Below are 15779 nucleotides of genomic sequence, written 5' to 3'. Positions count from 1 at the left end.
TCCTGCGGGTTGGTCATGGGGTGCTCTCCAGGCCCATCCGGAGAAGGTCGGCCTCGGCGGCGTCGACGTGGTGCGGTACCAGCGACAGCGGCAGGAAGTCGTCGGTGCGTTCGGTCACCTCGCGCAGCCGCGCGGCGAGGCCGGAGTGCGCGCCGGGCGTGCACCCACCCTCGCCGGTGGTGAGGACGGCGGCGGGGTTGTTCGGGGCGAGCGCCAGGTGCAGCGGGTGCAGCGGGTCCAGCGAGCACAGCGACGCGCGGTGGCGCTCGCTGTGGTAGGCGACCGGGGGCCGGCCCCTGCCAGTGTGCACGCTGTACCGCAGCCAGCCCGCCTCCGGCCGGTCACAGGTCACGGCGCCGAGCAGCAGGCACGACGACGCGGCGATCCGTCCGGTGTGGACCTGCCCGTGCACCGTGCACCGGGTCAGCCGCACGTCGGCTCCCGCCGCCGCGATCGCCACACCGTCGCGCGACCCGGCGTCGAACGTGCAACCGCTCGCCTCCAGCAACACCCACGGCGGCAGCTCGACGCGCCCGAGCCGGCACCCGGTCAGCCGCACCCGCACGGTGACGGGCGGCAGCGTGAGCCGCAGCAGCGGCGAGGCGTGGCCCGCGCCGGCCACGCGCAGGGCGACCTCGCCGGGCGTCCCGATAGTGCACCAGCCGAGGTCGAGGTCACCTCCGGCGACGGCGAGCTCGACCGATCCCGCGGTTTCCAGACCGGTGAAGGCCCAGGACGGGCCGGCGTCCGGGTCGTCGTCGACGCTTTCCGCGGCGGCTTCGTGCAGGGCCAGCGAGACGCCGTCGTCCGCGAGCACGTACGGCACGCCGCCGGTGTCGGCTGGCCACACCGCCACCCGCTGCCGTTGCTGCGCCGCGAGGGTCTGTGCGGGCAGACGCGGCGAGCCCAGGACGCCCAGCCGCGCGTCGCCGCCGCGCGCCCGGGCGAGCCCGGCGGCCAGCTCGGGCTCGATCGGGATGCCGTCGGCGCCGGGCACCCCCGCGCGCTCCGGCGATACCCATGACGTCGGGCTCTGCCGGCCGGGCGGCGCGAACCCGGCGCCGATGGGCGCGCCGCGGGCGACGCGGTAGGACGCGGTGACGACGCCGTCGGCGAGCGCGGCGGGCACGAGGAGGCGGCCGAGCCGAGGGTCGAGGCCGACATGGGCGTCGAGTTCGTGCCCGCCGTCCCGGGCCAGCGGCGTGTCCCAGCGCCCGAGACTCACCTGGCGCAGCCGCAGCGGCGCCCACGCGAGGCGGCCGGGCACGCCGAGGCGCTGGGCCGGAGCGGCGCGCCGGTCGGTCGGTGCGGCCCGCCCGGCGCCCAGCCGCAGCGACGGCTCCGCGACCTCGCCGGGCAGGTAGCGGCGGACGGTCGAGCCGTCGTCACGCACGGCGTGGACGGCGACGGCGTCCGCCGCGGGCAGGTCCAGCGCGGGCAGGAACGCGATGCGGCCGCGGCCGGCCAGCCGGAACGTCACCTCGCTGGGCGGCAGCGGCGGCGGCCCCACGACCGTCAGCTCGTCGTCGACGAACAGGGCTTCCCCCTCGGCGGCCGGGTTGGGTGCGTCGGGTTCCGGATCACCGCTGGTCCACCGGTCACGCGTCGCGTCGTGGCGCAGGACGGCGGGGGCGGTGCGGTCGGCCCACGCGACGGCCTCGATCCCGTCGCCGGCGACGCGCGCCCACAGCACGCCGGGACGGCCCGCCGGGACGGGCAGGTCGGCCAACGGCTCCCAGGACGGGCGCGCGCGGGTCAGGTCGACGCGCCGGACGGTGACGTCGAGGGAGCCGGGTACCGAAGCCCCGCCGAGGAGCACGAGGCCACCGGGCGTCGACAGCAGGCGCCCGCCCGTGCGGCGCGGGCGGTTGCGCGCGATGTGTGGTGTCCACCGACCCGCGTCCGGCCCGGACGTCGCGATGGACCACAGGTCCTCCAGCACGCGGGCCCCGCCCGTTCCACCGAAGACGAGCACCCGCCCGCCGTGCAGGCACACCGACGGGGCCAGGCGCGCGGCGGGGCGGCGCCCGGGCGGGGTGTCGAGGCGCTCGAGCACCGGTGTCGGGCTCGACGGGTCGGGGATGCGCCACGCCGCGAGCCCGTCCCCGGACGCGAGGGCGCCGACCGCCACGACCGAGCCGTCATCGAGCCCGACCAGGGACACCTGGGGGCCCTCGGTTCCCCCGTTCGCGGCGGCGGGACGCTCGGCGGCGGGCATGCCAGCGAGGCTCAGCACGCGCGCGGTCCACCGTGACGCGGGTGCGTCGGGCCGCCAGCTCGCCAGCGACAGCCCGCCGGCCGCGCGGTGCTCCAGCCGTACGACGATCCGCGTCCCAGCGACGTCGATCAGCGCCACGTCGCTGGCTGGTGCCGCGCGGCGCTCGCCGATCGTGAAGCGTTGCCAGCCCGCGGCACGTCGACGGTGGCCGGTCGCGGTCCCGGTCCGCTGCAGGCGCAGCGACACCGTCGCACCCCCGCGCGGCACCTGGGCCGCGGGCTGCTCCTGGACGGCGTCCCGCGCGCCCCGGCGCACGACCGCCCGCAGCAGCGCCGGGTTGGCGGCAAGGACGTCGCCCGAGGGCTCCGCGGCGAACACGTCCGCCGGGAGGGTCGCCGGGTCCGCCACCGCGACGAGGTGCAGGATCCAGTCCTCCCCCGGCCCGGGCCGTTCCGTGTCCGACAGACGCAGGACGGGCGACGGGCCGACCGGCTGCACGGCGAGGTCGTCGCCCGCGGCGGGCTCCGGGTCGGCGCCGACGACGCGCACCCCGTCGACGAGGACCGTCAGGCTGTCGGCGCGCTCCACCGCGTCGGGGTCCTGTGCCAGCGCCGTGGGCGTCAGCATCCGCGCGCGACCCGCGTCCGGTGCCGGCGGCGGCGCGGGCTCGTGCAGGTCGGTGAGCGTGGCGAACGCGTCCGGCGGCGCGAGGGGCAGGCGCCCCGCGAGCGGCCCGTCGCGGCCGCCCGGGTCGAGCACGACGCCGGCGAACGCGACGCCCGCCTCGCCGCGGCGCATGACCTCGCGGCGCGCGCCGGCCTCGACCTGCTCCAGCTCGGCCACGTCGACCCGGCTGGTGGCCACGACGGCGTGCTCCGGGCGGGCCCAGCCGAGGAAGTCCACCGTGCGCGGCGAGGTCGCGGGCCGGCCGGCGTCGACGCGGCCGAGCCGGGCGAGCGCCTCGTCGACGTCCTCGCCGGGGCGCCGGGCCAGGTGCTCGGGGTCGGCGCCCGAGGTGCGGCGCGACAGCGGATCCGCCACGGCGATCGGGTCGGTGAGGTCGAGCACCCGTCCCCGCCACGGCGCCGGGAACGCGAGATCCTGCGTCTGCTGCAGGGACCGGAAGGCCTCGTCGACCTCGGCGTCCCAGCCGCCGGTGACCCGCAGCACCTCCTCCAGCGTCGCCCGGGTGCCCTTGCGGCGGCGCCAGTGCACCGTCCGCGCGACGACGCCACGGTTGGTCCGGGCGTCGTCGCCGAGCAGCCGGGCACCCACGAGGTCGGCGAGCAGCGGCAGGGCCTCGGGGGCGGCGCGCTCGACGAAGTGGTCGTCGCGCAGGCGGTCGATGGCGGCGTCGAGTTCGGCCAGCGGCGCGGCGAGCACCTCGAGCAGCACGTGCAGCGGCCGGCCGTCGACGGTCGCGTCGCGCGAGAGGTACACACCGGGCAGCAGGGCGGCCAGCGCGCGGGCGGCGGGGCTGAGATTCCTCACAGGTCGCGTGCCTCCTCCCACACCACGTCGAGCGGCTGGTCCGCCGCCCAGAGCGCGAGTTCGGCCGGGCCGACGGCGACGACGTCGTGACGAGCCGGCGGGGTGCCGTCGCGGTACAGCAGGTCGACCAGCACCGAGGCCAGGTACGGCACACCGTCGAGGGCGCGGTACGCGTCGGAGGCGTGGACCGGCCGGCCCAGCTGCGCGACGTCCGGCTGCAGCAGGCCGGGCGCGACGCCATCCTCAGCGTCGGCGCCGAGCCTCAGGCGCACCTCGCGCACGACGGCGAGCGGGTCGCGACCCGGTTCGACCCGCACGACGACGCGCATCCGCACCGGCACGACGCCGCGGGCCAGCACCGTTACGGCGGTCCCCGGCGGCGTGCGCGCCAGCAGGAACGCGCGCAGGCGCGCGGCGTCGGCATCCGTGAGCGCCGCGCCGCCCTCGGCGGAGACGACGACGGTCAGGTGGTCCCGGCGCCGCACGGCGTCCCGCAGCACCGCGGCCTGGCGCACGCCGCCGAACGCGAGCGCGAGGGCGCGCAGGTCGTCCGCGGAGACCGCGCGCTGCAGCGCGTGCGTGCCGGCGCGGGCCCGGGTGCGCGAGGTGTCGGCGTCCTCAGGATCGACGCCGCCGGTGACCGGCAGCGGGTTGAACGTCTCGGCGACGGCGGGGTCCGCGCTGGCGAGCGCCGCGACGGCGAGCGCCGGCCGGTTGCCCGCGACGCCCGTGCCGGTTCGGTACGTGACGGTGACCGGGGTGCCGTCGGCGAGCGCGGGCGCGGCGCCGCCCTCGGCCAGCCGCAGCCGGCTGGTCGCGTCGGGCGCGACCTCGACGGCGAACGTGGCGGTCCCTGCCCGGCCGCGCAGATCCCCGGCCCGCTCCCACGCGCGCCCGGCGACCTCCAGCGACACCTGCGGCAGGCGGCCGTCGGTCGCATCCGGGCTCGACGAGCGCAACCAGGTGAGGGGCCCGGCGGCCAGGTCGAGGTGCACCTCGTCGCCCGCCCAGACCGGATGGTCGCTCGTGGTCGTGCCGTGGGTGATCTCCGCGACGTTGCCGAGGAGCACGGTCCGGTCCAGCCGGTACCGGCGCACGAGCGGCGGCGTGAAAGTGACGCGGACGGCCGTCTCGGTGTCGCCCGCCGGCACCTCGCGGCGCAGGCGCACGACCTGGACCGCCTCCCGGTACTCCCGCGCCGTCGCGTCGGTGCCGTCGGGCACCGGCACGTCCTCGGCGACCACGAGCCAGTCACCCGGGCGCAGCAGCTCGGCGGCGGCGTCGAAGTAGAGCGCGTCCGTGCCGGGCGCCGCGACGCCGCGCCCGCCGCGGCGGCCCGGCAGCGTGAACGATGCGACCGGCGACGCCACGCTCGCCGCTCGGTCGGCGGCCTCCAGCGCACGCGGCCCATGCAGCCGCACCACCTGGTCGCGGGCCTCCTGCAACAGCGCGGTGACCAGCGCGTCGAGGAACGCGGCGATGCGGTCCAGGCGGCGCGACCACGCGACGTCCGCTTCACCCGGCGCCCGGGCGAGCGCGTCCTGCAGCGCCTGCACCGCCGCCGGCTGCCGCATGCTCATGCCGCGCATGAGGGACAGCAGCAGCTCCTGCGACTCCGACAGCGGGCCGGGCAGCGGGTCGTAGCCGGCCTGGTTGGCCAGGCTCTGCGCGTGGCAGAGGTCCTCGCAGAGTTGCTCGAAGAGGTCCGGGCACGCCTCCGGGCCGCCCGCCGCCTTCAGCTGCGAGACGACGTCGGCGAGGGCCAGCGCCTTCTGCCGGGCGCGGACGGCGTTGCGCTGCGCGAGGTTGCCCGCGCGGGCCGCGGCGAACCGGTCGCCGAGCTCGTCGGTCAGCGCGACCGCGCCCGCCACCTCGGGCGGTGGGACGGACACCTCGGGCTGGAGCAGCTCGACGGCGTACGCGACGGCGCCCGTCGTGGCCGGCGACGGTGGCCCGAGCGGCAGGAACGGCCGCAGCTCGTTGAGCTGCGGCCAGAGCCGGATCGCGCGGATGGTCTCGAACACCGCGGCGGGGTGCCCGCCGCCGGCGTCCGCGCGCACCCGGAAGCCCGGCGGAAGCGTCGTGGTCGCACCCTCCCGGCAGCGGAAATGCTGCAGGCCCCCGGCGGCGAAGCCGGGATCGCCGGCGTACCCGACGAGTTCGAGCAGCCGGCGCACGGACGCGGGGATCCGGGCCGTGGCGAGGAAGCCCTCGTCCGCCCAGGCCTCCTGGTACACCCACAGGACGTGCAGACCGAGGGCGAGGGCGTCGAGCAGGCCGCGACCGTGGTCGGCCAGGTCGGGCGAGTCCGGCAGCGTCGCCGAGCGCACCGGATCCCACGGCCGGGGCAGGATCCGGCCGCGACGGCGGCCGTCCCGCGCCATGGCGTCCAGCAGCGCGCGGTGGTCGCGGGCCCGATGGGCGGGCTGGGCGGGCCTCACGACGTCCCCCCGCAGATCTCGACGGTGAGCACCCCGTGCGGGTACGCGGGGCCGTACGGGTGACGCAGGATCGCGACCTCGTCGCCGGCGACGGGCAGCACACCCGCCCCCACCCGCTCCGGCGCCCCCGGCTCGAGGCGGCGCAGGCGCCGAACCCGAACCGCGACGACGCCCGGGACGCCGAGCACGCGCCGGTGCAGCGCGTCGACGTGCACGTCGCCGCCGAGCCCGGAGGTGTCGGGGTCCAGCGCGCCGCCGGGCCCGCCGAGCGCCGCAGTGACGGCATTGCGCACCGTCTCCCCCGTGGCCCAGGGCGCGATGTCGACGACGAGGTCCAGGTCGAGCGGCACGAAGCGCGGCGGCACGAGCTCGACGTCGAATCCCAGCAGGCGCACGGACTCCAGCCGCTCGCGGGCCAGCGCCCACCGGCGCAGCCGCTCGGCCTCCCCCGCATCGCCGCCGGCGGCCAGCGCGTCCTCGTCGCGCAGCAGCAGCGTGACCGAGACCGCGGGCCGCTGCCCGGTGGTCCGCACCCGGGCCCGCGCGGCGGCGACATCGGGTAGCTCCTCCAGCAGCCGCTCGTAGTCCTCGGGGACGACGGCCGACCGCAGATCACGCACGCCGAGGGGCGCCGCGTACCGGACGTGCTCCAGCGGCTCCGGGTCGCGGCCGCCGGTCGCGGCGACGGGGTTGGACACGCGCAGGTGTTTGTGCAGCAGGTCCACGCGCTGGGCGTCGCCCTCCCCGCGCAGGAGGTCGGCGTCGCCGCCCTCGCCGAGCGCGAGCAGGCGGGTGAGCGTGCCGGCCGCGACGTTTGCCACGGTGCCGAGCCCGATGCGCACCGCGAACTCGACGGAGACCTCGCGCGCCGGCAGGGCCGCGCCGTTCACGCCGTCGCCGAACACCGCCGCAACGCCGCCCGCCCGGCCGGGGCGCAGCACGTAGCTCTCGTCGGCGGGGCCCAGCGTGGCGAGGTCGTCGGCCAGGTTCCAGGGCTCGCCGTCGACGCTCACGGCGATCTGCGGTACGCCGCAGCGCGCCGGGTGTCCCGGCCACGGCCAGCCGGGCGCGTGCACGCTGACCGGTGCCCAGGGCAGCTCGACCTCCCGCGACGGGCCGCCCGGATCGCGGACGGTCAGGCGCTCGCGCCACGGGCGCAGCAGGTCGTCGCCCTCGGTGCCCTCGAGGACGGCGGCCGCTCCCTGCGCCGACAGCGGCGTCAGCGGCAGTCCGTGGTGCGCGGGGACGACGTTGCCGAGGACGGTGGCCGTGTCCGGCCGGTAGCGCGCGGGCGAGGGCCGGCGCGGGTCCCAGGACACCCGCGTGGTGTCGGTGCCCACCTCGGTCCGGGTGACCCGCACGACGTGCGGCGGCATGTCCGGGTCGGTCAGCGCGGGGTTCTCCGGGTCGGTCGCCAGGATCACCAGCCAGCGGTCGCGTGCGAGCGTCGTGTGGTCCCCGGCGAGCACCGCCGAGGTCGCTCCCGGCTCGACCGGCTCGGCGAGCCGGAACGTGTCGAGCGCCCGCTCGACGGCGAGATCGGACTCCGTGGCGAAGACGACGAAGCGGTCGTTGGCGTCGGGATTGACCACGAGCGTCCCGGCGGGGATCACCACGCCGCCGGTGGCGGCGATGTGCCCGGTCAGGCCGAGCGCACCGGCACCGTCGTCGTCGAGCTCGACCCGGATCATGGCGGTCGCGGACAGGCCGGGATCGGCGTGGTGGTCGACGAGCCGGGCGTGGTCCTCCACCGAACGGCGCGCCTGCGCGGTGCCCAGGTAGCCCTCGGCGACGGCGACCTCCTGCCGGTACGCCAGCGCGTCCAGGCGTGCGGCGAGCAGCTCCAGCCACATCGTCGTGTGGTCGGCGGGGCCGGTCGGCGCCCAGCCCGGCATGGTGCGGCGGGCGCGGTCGGTCATGAGCGCGAGCAGGCTCCGCGCGTCGCGGGCGCGGTAGTCGACAGGCGGGCCGGGCACCGGCGGCGGATCGACCGACGGAGGCGGCGGCGGTTCGGGGTCGCGCAGCGCGCACCGCCCGGGCTGCCCCGGCGGGTGAGCACCGAGGACGGTGGGCGTGCGCTCGGCGTCGCCCGGGACGCGGACGGCCACGTCGTGCGCCCGCGGGTCGGCCAGTCGCAGGTCCACGACGGCGGCGGGCGCGAGGCTACCGGCGAGCACCGAGGGCGGGATGCCCGCGGGCCCGGGCACCGTGTACGGCAGGGGATCGGGGGCCGGGCGGAACGGCGGCGGTGCCGCGGCCGCGAAGGTCACGAGGACGTCGGCGAGGTCGGTCTCCGGGCCCGTCACCACCGCGGGTCCGCCGACGACACCGGTGAGCAGGGCGTCCACGGTGGACAACAGGCACGGCCCGAACTCCAGCCCGGTGTGCATGCGGTGCCATGTCGCCTGGGCCAGCAGCACCCGCTCGCCCCGCACGGACCCGCCGCGCACCGCCGTCCACGCCTCGACGCCCCGGATCTCGACGTCTCGCAGCTCGGCCTCGATCTGCAGCGCCGTGCCGCTCACCCGCCGCAGCGCGGACGCCGCGACGGTGACCGCGCCGGCGTCCCCGCCGTCCGCGCTGGCGGTCACGTCGGTCAGGAACGGCTCGAAGTCCTCGACCGGCGCGCAGACGTGCAGGCCGGTGACCTCGTCGACGTGCGCGGGGTCGGCGGTCGGGATCGGTGCCGGCGGCCCGGTGCCGGCGCCGTCCGCGATCCACGGCCGCAGCTGCTCCAGCCAGGCGCGCCAGGTGGGTGACGGGTCGGCCGACGGCCCGACGCCGGGCGCGCGGACTGCCTCGACGTGGACGTCGCGGACCGTGATGGCCGCGCGCGAGGGCAGGCAGAGCAGACGGGCGCCCGTCGCGCCACGGGCCGTGCCGCGCACGTCCTCGACGGTGCCGCCGAGCCAGTCGAGCTCGCCGCCGGCGACGGCCAGGACGCCGATCGCGTCCGCGGCCTCCAGCGCCGCCACGGTGAGGCCGCGCACCGCCACGTCGCCGCTGCAGAAGGCCACGAGGGCGTGGGCGGCGTCCGTGCCACGGATGGTACGCAGGGCGACGTCCAGCAGCGACAGCTCGCGGTGCGTCCCGGACGGGCCGACGACACGCATCCGCGCGGCCTCGGCGGTAGCTCCGGTGACGCCCTCGACGTGCAGCGACGCGACGTCGGCGCGCACCGAGGCGGTGAGGTCGATGCCGGTCGCGGTCGGACCGTTCACCTGGGTAACCGCGACGCGGGAGAGGCGCACCTGCTTTGCCGTCGCGGCGACGCCCACCGCGAGGGTCGTGGCTGCCGCTGCGTCCGCGCGGACCGCCCGCACCCGCACGCTCGTGAGGGACACCCAGGGCGCAGCGACCTCCACCGCGGCGGCGCTGTCGCCGCGCGCCTCGGCCACCTCGACGCCCCGCAGGGTTGCCGACGACGTTCCGGTCGCGCGGACGCCGACGAGCGCGCCGGTGGCGCGGGCGCGCAGCAGCAGGTCGCGCACCTCGACGCGGTCGCCGGTGACCGCGAGGGCGACGAGATCGCCGGCCACCGCGGTGGCGTCGCCGACGACGAGGTGTGTCTGGGCGCCGGGCGCCGTCGTTCCCGCCACCACCAGGTGACGCCCGGCGGCGCCGAGGTGCAGGCCGGCGTCGAGCGCGAACGCACCCGGCGGCAGGTTCCAGGTCTCGGACGTGCCGGCGGGCGCGGCGGCGAGCCGGGCCTGCGCGGCCTGCAACCAGGCCACGAGGTCGACGCCGTCGGCGACGGGCGCGTCGCGGTGGGCGACGACGCGTTCGACGCGCACCCCAGCGGCGACCTGGACGGCGTCGTCGACCCCGCCGGGTGCGGTGGCGGTGAGCCCGGTGACCGTGACGTCCGCGAGCAGGCCCCGGTCGGCGTCGGCGGCCACCCCCCGCGCCTGCGGGCCGCGCGCACCCTCGACCCGCACCCCGCTGGCGGCGACGTCGTCCGCGCTGACCTGAACGCCGGTCGCCAGACCCTCGGACGCCACCACCTCGACCGCCGCGCAGCCGGACACCTCGACCCGCGGCGCGGTCACGCGCAGGCCGGTCGCCGTTCGGGCGTGGATTCCGCGTACCGCGACGTTGCGCGCAGCGGCGCGGTCGGTGCCTTCGAGCCGGACGCCGACGAGGTCGGCGGCGACGGGCGGGCACTCCACGGTGACGCCCTCGAGCACCACGGCCCGGCCCCGCACGAGCAGCGCCGCGACCTCGACCGCGCTCGCCGCGGCAGCGGGCACGACGGCGAGCACGGTGCGGTCGCCGCGTACCGTGAGCGCGACGCCGTCCGCGCCCAGCTCAAGGGCGCCCTCGAGGGTGTGCGCGCCGGGCGGCAGCTGCCAGACCTGATCGCCCGTCCGGCCGTCCGCGGCGGCGACCGCGAGCTCCTCCTGGGCGGCCGCCAGCGCGGCGCCCAGGCCCACCGCACCGAACGTGCGGTTCACCACGGCGGGCGGCTCACCGGCCCGCGGCATGGGCGGGATCGTGGCGGTCACGGCGCCACCTCCAGCGGTTGCGCGACCGTCGCGACGAACTCCTCGCCCGTGTCCCGCAGCGTGTAGAGGACGTCGACGAGCAGCAGCGTCTCCTCGACGCTCACGCGTACCGCGTCGACGGTGAGCAGCGCGCCCAGGTAGCGCTGCACCGCGGCGGACACGACGTACTCCGCGGCCGCGGCGACCTCCGGGCTGGCGCCGCCGAACACCAGGCGCTGCACGCCGCAGCCGAAGTCGGGCCGGTTGACCCGCTCGCCGGGAACGGTCAGCAGCAACTGCTCGATCGACTCGTGGATCGCGCGCGCCCGCGGGGAGAGTTCGACCGCGCCCCGGTCGCCGGCGCGGAAGGGGAACGCCATCGACCTGGCCATCGAGGTCGTCAGCGGGGATCGGATGCCGTCGCCCATGCGCCCCTGCCTCAGCCCATGCCGCCCAGCGCGTTGCGTACGAGGGTCACGTCGGCCTCGTAGCGGCGCATGGACGGCTCGGTCTCCGGGTCGGTCGGGTCGACGCCCCAGCGGTGCCGGACCGCCTGGACGTACCAGGGCCCGTCGAGCAGGTGGCCGGCGCCCGACACGGTGATCGGCCGGCGGGAGCGCACGATCGACGGGTAACGCTCGCACATGACGGTGCCGCTGCCGACGGCGAACCAGTCCACGAGCCGCAGCTGCGCGCGGGCGAGTGCGTCGAGTTCCGCGTCGGAGTGCGGGACGTCCGTGGTCTGCAGGTCGGCCGACTGGGTCGGGTGCTGGGAGGTCGCCACGCGCACCGGTCGGATCGCCCCGAGGCGCTCGGCCAGCACGTCGGCGCGGCTGTGCGTGCCCATCCGTCGGTAGCCGGGATCGCCGACGTCGGTGCGGCGCAGCCGGCGGCTCTGCTCGTCGATGTGCCATCCGAGGACGCGCGTCGGCTGGTGGCTGTCGTAGCGGGCGCGGAACGCGATCAGCGACGGCGCGTCGCGCGGGAACAGCTCCAGCGGCGGCTGCTCGGGGGGCTCGACGCTGGGCGAGCGGAAGTGCCCGGTGAGGGTGTCGCCCGGGTGTGGCCCCTCCCTGACCGGTCCCTGGCCGGGCTCGACGTACGTCTCGAAACCGTTGCGGCGCGCCAGCAGGCGCAGGAACTCGGCGTCGGTGGCGCGCTGCACGAGGACGGCGCGTCGGAGCGGGCGGTCCAGGCCGCCGTCCTCCACCGACGTGCCCCTGCCGGCCGCACCCGGCCCGGTCACCGCGAAGCCGTACTTCCGGTAGATCTCGGTGGCGATCTGCGCGTCGGTGATGTCGGCCCAGGTACGGGTGACCGTTTCGAAGTGCATGAGGCACGACGCGTCGAGGCCGGTGAGCTCCAGCCGCGAGTCCGGCACGCGGGACTCGCCGAAGACCGGCTCCACCGCCGTGAGATAGCCGTCGAACACGACGCCCGCGATCGGCTCGTCGTCCGGGACGTCGCTCACCAGCGAGAACTCGACGGTAACCCGCCGGAGCAGGCGGAAGTCGGGGATCAACAGGTCCTCCGCGAAGCTGGCGTGCTCCAGCACGTCCCAGTCGCCGGCGCCGCGGTCGCCCGCGATCGGGCTCATGTCCACGACGAGCCGCAGCGACGACGCCTCGTCACTGCGCTCCTCGACCTCCAGCTGCAGCACCCAGTCCCCCGGCCGCTGAACCGGGCGGCCGTCGAGCCACAGGCGCAGCTCGGGTCGGCGCTGGCGCCGCTGGGGTGTCACCGCGACCGCCCGGGGATGCCGAGCGTGCGGCCCGGTTCGGTGAGGGCGTCGAGGTCGGCGTCCGGGTTGGCGTCGGCGATGCGCCAGAAGGCGTGCGGGTCGTCGAGGTAGCGGTACGCCAGCAGGTCGAGCCGGTCGGCGCCGGTGACCAGGTGCTGCCGGGTCGGGGCGGGACGGGTGCGCAGGCGCGGCGTGAACAGCTCGGCGTCGTCCGGGCCGCCGGGGACCGGTCGGCGGTACGTCGGCAGGTCGGCGTGGCGCGAGGAACGGTCTGTCATGCCGTCACCTGCTCGGTGGGGCCCGGCGCCTGGAACGGATCGCGGGTGAGTTCGCGGTCGATCGCGGAGACGACGGCGTCCTCGGCGGCGGCGGCGCTGGACAGCGTCGTGCGGCCGGAGAGCAGCCGCGCGTACGCGGTCGAGATGGTGCCGCTGTACGCGGACTCGTCCGGCTCCAGCACGGTGAACTTCAGGTCGGCGTCGGCGCGCAGCGGGACGAGCGTCGGCAGGAACTTGCTCTCGGTGATCGTCATGCTGGTGAGCACGACGGGGAACAGGCGTCGCCGGCCGAGGATGAGCAGCAGCTCGTCGGGGCGTACGGGCTGCACGCTCTCGCGGTTGCGGTCGGCGGTGTTGCCCTCCTTGCCCGTGGAGAGCAGCTCCAGGAACGCCAGCTGCGGGAGGACGCCGTCGGTGCGCTCGGCGTCGACGCGGCCGGCCAGCAGGGCCTCGGTGGCGTCGAAGATGACCTTGAGCGAGATCGTCTCGGACTCGGCGAGCAGCGCGGACGATCCCTGCCCCGAGCGCTGACGCACGGCCTGCGGGGTCTCGATGGTCAGGCCGCGGCGCTTCTTGCGGGGCTCCCACTTGCCCGTGCGGGTCCGGCTGATGGTCTCCGGGTTGTACTGGAAGTAGAGGACCTTTCCGCTGAGTGCGGGCGAGGCCTGGGACGCCGCCGTTCCGGCCGGCGACGAGCGGCCGGTCGGGCCGCCGCTCGTCGACGACCCGGTGCCGGCCGGGTCCAGGCGCATGATGGCGCCGCGCTCGAGCTGGGCGTCGAACGCCACGAGCCGGGGGTCGAGGTTGAGTGCCATCGCCGTGTCCCGCTGTCAGGAGCCGTCGGGCAGGTCGGTGCGCGCGGCCTCGGCCGCGTGCGCGGCCAGCGCGACGTTGTTGCGGTCGATGAGCGTGACGACGAGGTCGCCGATGAACTCCGGCAGCTTCGTCGGGTCCTGCGGGCGGCGTCGCATGAGCCAGGACAGTTGGTACTCCAGCTGGCGTCGGGTCAGCCCGTGGTGCGGCACCTCATGCATCGCGCGATTCCCTTCAGGTCAGTGGTCGGCTTTCGAGCTGCCGGCGGAGCAGCTCCAGGTACCGCCAGCGGCGGGGCCGGGGCAGCGCGAGGATCGCCTCCTCGCCCCAGCCGTAGTGGAAGGCCAGACAGTGCACCTCGGCGAGCAGGCGGTCGGCGCCGAGCGCCAGCTCCCGGGCCAGCAGCTGGAACGGGTCGAGCTCCAGCTCCAGCAACGCGCCGCACGCGGGGCAGGCGGATACGAACAGCAGGTCCGGCAGGGTGCCGCTGTCGGCCAGGGTGCGGGCGAGCAACTGCTGGGTCACGGGGGCCAGGTCCGCCCACGCCGCGGGCGGGTCGCCGACGTCGAGCAGGCGGTCCCACAGCACGCCGGCGCGCTGTGCGGTCCCACCGGGCAGCCCCGCGCACGCCTCGTCGTCGGCGCCGGTGGGCGCGCGCACGTGCAGCACGCCGTCGGGTGTCTCCACCGCCCACCACTGCGGCTCAGGGTCGGGCTCGGTGGCGCCACCGCCGAGAAGTGAGCTGACGTGCAGCTCCAGGTCAGCCAGCTCGCCGCAGGCGGCGCTCGAGCAGCGCAGCGTGAGCACGAGGGGGTCGCCCAGCATGATCCCGCGCAGCGCGAGGGCCAGTCGCTGCCGGTCGCCCCGGGTGAGGGCCGCCGCGTGTTCGGCAGTGACGTGCCGGTAGCCGCCGAGGCGCTCGATGCAGGCGGCGAGCACCTCGTGCACCGTGCGTTCGTCGGGGGCGCCGCCGTCGAGGGACACCGCCTCGGCGAGCGCCGCCTCCTCGTGGCCGCCGAGCGGGCGCAGCGAGACGCGGCGGTGACGGGCGCCCGTGGCGTCGACGAGACCGCGGTGCAGGAGCAGCTCGCTGGGCATCAGTCGATGTCCCGCCGCTCGAATCCCTCGTGCGTCAGCTCCAGCGTCTCCATGATCGTGTCCTGGCCGTCGCCAGCCAGCTCGGACATGGCCGTGTACTTGGAAACCCACGCGCGGTGCAGCACGTACTTGCGCACCAGCGTCGTGTTGTCGATGTCGTAGACGTGGATCTCGACCTCGCGCCGGAAGTTCGGCTCCAGGGCGGCCGTCGGACGCTCGGTCAACTGCACGAGCTGGTTGGCCCAGGCCTCGAAGGTGCGGTCGTTCGTGACCCCGCCCTCGAACGTGACCGGCTGGTACTCCGTGCGGCCGGGCAGCATCTCGTCCACGGTGGACGGGCTGTTGCCGGCGCGGAACTTGGTGCTGTTGACCGTGACCTCGAGCGCAGACATCTTGCGGCACGCCGCGACTACGACGCCGCCCATGACGATGCGGAAGTTGAAGTTGCGGAAGGGATCGCGGCGGTCGGACTCCTCGAACCTGGGCATACGGTTCGCTCCGTTCGGTTCAGGCCGTTCGTTCGGGCCGTTTCGTTCTCGGTGGGTCAGGTCAGGTCGTCATGACGGCGGGTGTGATGGCGGACGGCTGGCCGGCGCGCCAGCCCTCGTGCGTCAGCTCGACCGACAGGAGCGCCACCTCGTCGGCCAGCGCGTCGAGCTGTGGAATGGCGCGAAACTTGCTCACCCACGCGTTGAGGACGACGTAGCGGCGCAGGCGCTGGTCGGCCGGCCCGGCACCGGTGGCATCCGCGGGCGCCAGCCCGCGCGAGAGCTCGAAGCCGTGCAGCCGGGTGTCCCAGACGTCGATGACGACGTTGCGCTTCACCGGCTCGCCGGGCTCGACCAGGCCGGTTCGCAGGAACCTCAGGACGGCGGCCGCCCAGCGCTCCAGCGTGTCGTCGATCGCCAGCCCCTGTTCCAGGGTGATGGGGTCCCAGGTGGCCTTGTCGGGGTTGGCGTAGCGGTGCAGCGCGTTGCCGCCCTCCCATGTCTCGTGCGCCGAGACCGTGAGGTTCAGCCCCGACACTCGCTGCACGCCCGCGATGTACCCCCGCATGTCCGGGGCGGGCTGCGGCGGCGTCTCCCGCGAGGGTCCGACGGGCGGACCGAGGAAGGTCCGTCCGCCGGAGGGGTCCGCCGGCGGCGGCAGGATTCCGACGCGGAACTGGTAGGTCCGCAACGGGTACCACGGCGTCAGCGGGGGCTGGTTCGGCAT

General features: G+C 76.5%; 11 protein-coding genes. All 11 read right to left on the bottom strand.

Translation table 11 applies throughout. From position 1 onward, the window contains the following. Positions 1–13: 13 nt before the first annotated feature. Positions 14–3709 (bottom strand): phage tail protein, encoded by a 3696-nt coding sequence (locus BLW47_RS17170; protein WP_139307331.1) that lies wholly within the window; start codon positions 3707–3709, stop codon positions 14–16. Then, entirely contained in the window at positions 3706–6150 is a 2445-nt protein-coding gene (locus tag BLW47_RS17165) for a baseplate J/gp47 family protein (RefSeq protein ID WP_139307330.1), read from the bottom strand. Before BLW47_RS17165 ends, BLW47_RS17170 begins: the two co-directional genes overlap by 4 nt. After that, entirely contained in the window at positions 6147–10655 is a 4509-nt protein-coding gene (locus tag BLW47_RS17160; RefSeq protein WP_091558315.1) for a baseplate J/gp47 family protein, read from the bottom strand. Before BLW47_RS17160 ends, BLW47_RS17165 begins: the two co-directional genes overlap by 4 nt. Next, the gene (locus tag BLW47_RS25190; protein WP_175543673.1) at positions 10652–11062 is read right to left on the bottom strand and encodes a GPW/gp25 family protein; all 411 of its coding nucleotides are present in this window, start codon (positions 11060–11062) and stop codon (positions 10652–10654) included. Before BLW47_RS25190 ends, BLW47_RS17160 begins: the two co-directional genes overlap by 4 nt. An 11-nt stretch (positions 11063–11073) precedes the next feature. Beyond that, positions 11074–12375, bottom strand: a complete 1302-nt coding sequence (locus tag BLW47_RS25185; RefSeq protein ID WP_175543672.1) for a phage late control D family protein — start codon at positions 12373–12375, stop codon at positions 11074–11076. Beyond that, positions 12372–12653 (bottom strand): hypothetical protein, encoded by a 282-nt coding sequence (locus BLW47_RS17150; protein ID WP_091558312.1) that lies wholly within the window; start codon positions 12651–12653, stop codon positions 12372–12374. Before BLW47_RS17150 ends, BLW47_RS25185 begins: the two co-directional genes overlap by 4 nt. Further along, on the bottom strand, positions 12650–13468 hold the full coding sequence (locus BLW47_RS17145) for a CIS tube protein (RefSeq protein ID WP_091558308.1): 819 nt from the start codon (positions 13466–13468) through the stop codon (positions 12650–12652). The genes BLW47_RS17150 and BLW47_RS17145 overlap by 4 nt, the downstream gene beginning before the upstream one ends. 15 nt (positions 13469–13483) lie before the next feature. After that, on the bottom strand, positions 13484–13687 hold the full coding sequence (locus tag BLW47_RS17140) for a hypothetical protein (RefSeq protein ID WP_091558304.1): 204 nt from the start codon (positions 13685–13687) through the stop codon (positions 13484–13486). Positions 13688–13700: 13 nt separating this feature from the next. Then, the gene (locus BLW47_RS17135) at positions 13701–14564 is read right to left on the bottom strand and encodes a hypothetical protein (RefSeq protein ID WP_091558301.1); all 864 of its coding nucleotides are present in this window, start codon (positions 14562–14564) and stop codon (positions 13701–13703) included. After that, positions 14564–15052, bottom strand: a complete 489-nt coding sequence (locus BLW47_RS17130) for a phage tail protein (protein ID WP_091558298.1) — start codon at positions 15050–15052, stop codon at positions 14564–14566. Before BLW47_RS17130 ends, BLW47_RS17135 begins: the two co-directional genes overlap by 1 nt. Positions 15053–15113: 61 nt before the next feature. Beyond that, complete coding sequence (locus BLW47_RS17125) at positions 15114–15779, bottom strand: phage tail protein (RefSeq protein ID WP_091558294.1); 666 nt, start codon at positions 15777–15779, stop codon at positions 15114–15116.

The organism is Micromonospora pattaloongensis (genome assembly GCF_900107255.1).
Taxonomy (GTDB): Bacteria; Actinomycetota; Actinomycetes; order Mycobacteriales; family Micromonosporaceae; genus Micromonospora_I; species Micromonospora_I pattaloongensis.
This window is presented reverse-complemented; position numbering and strand designations above follow the sequence as displayed.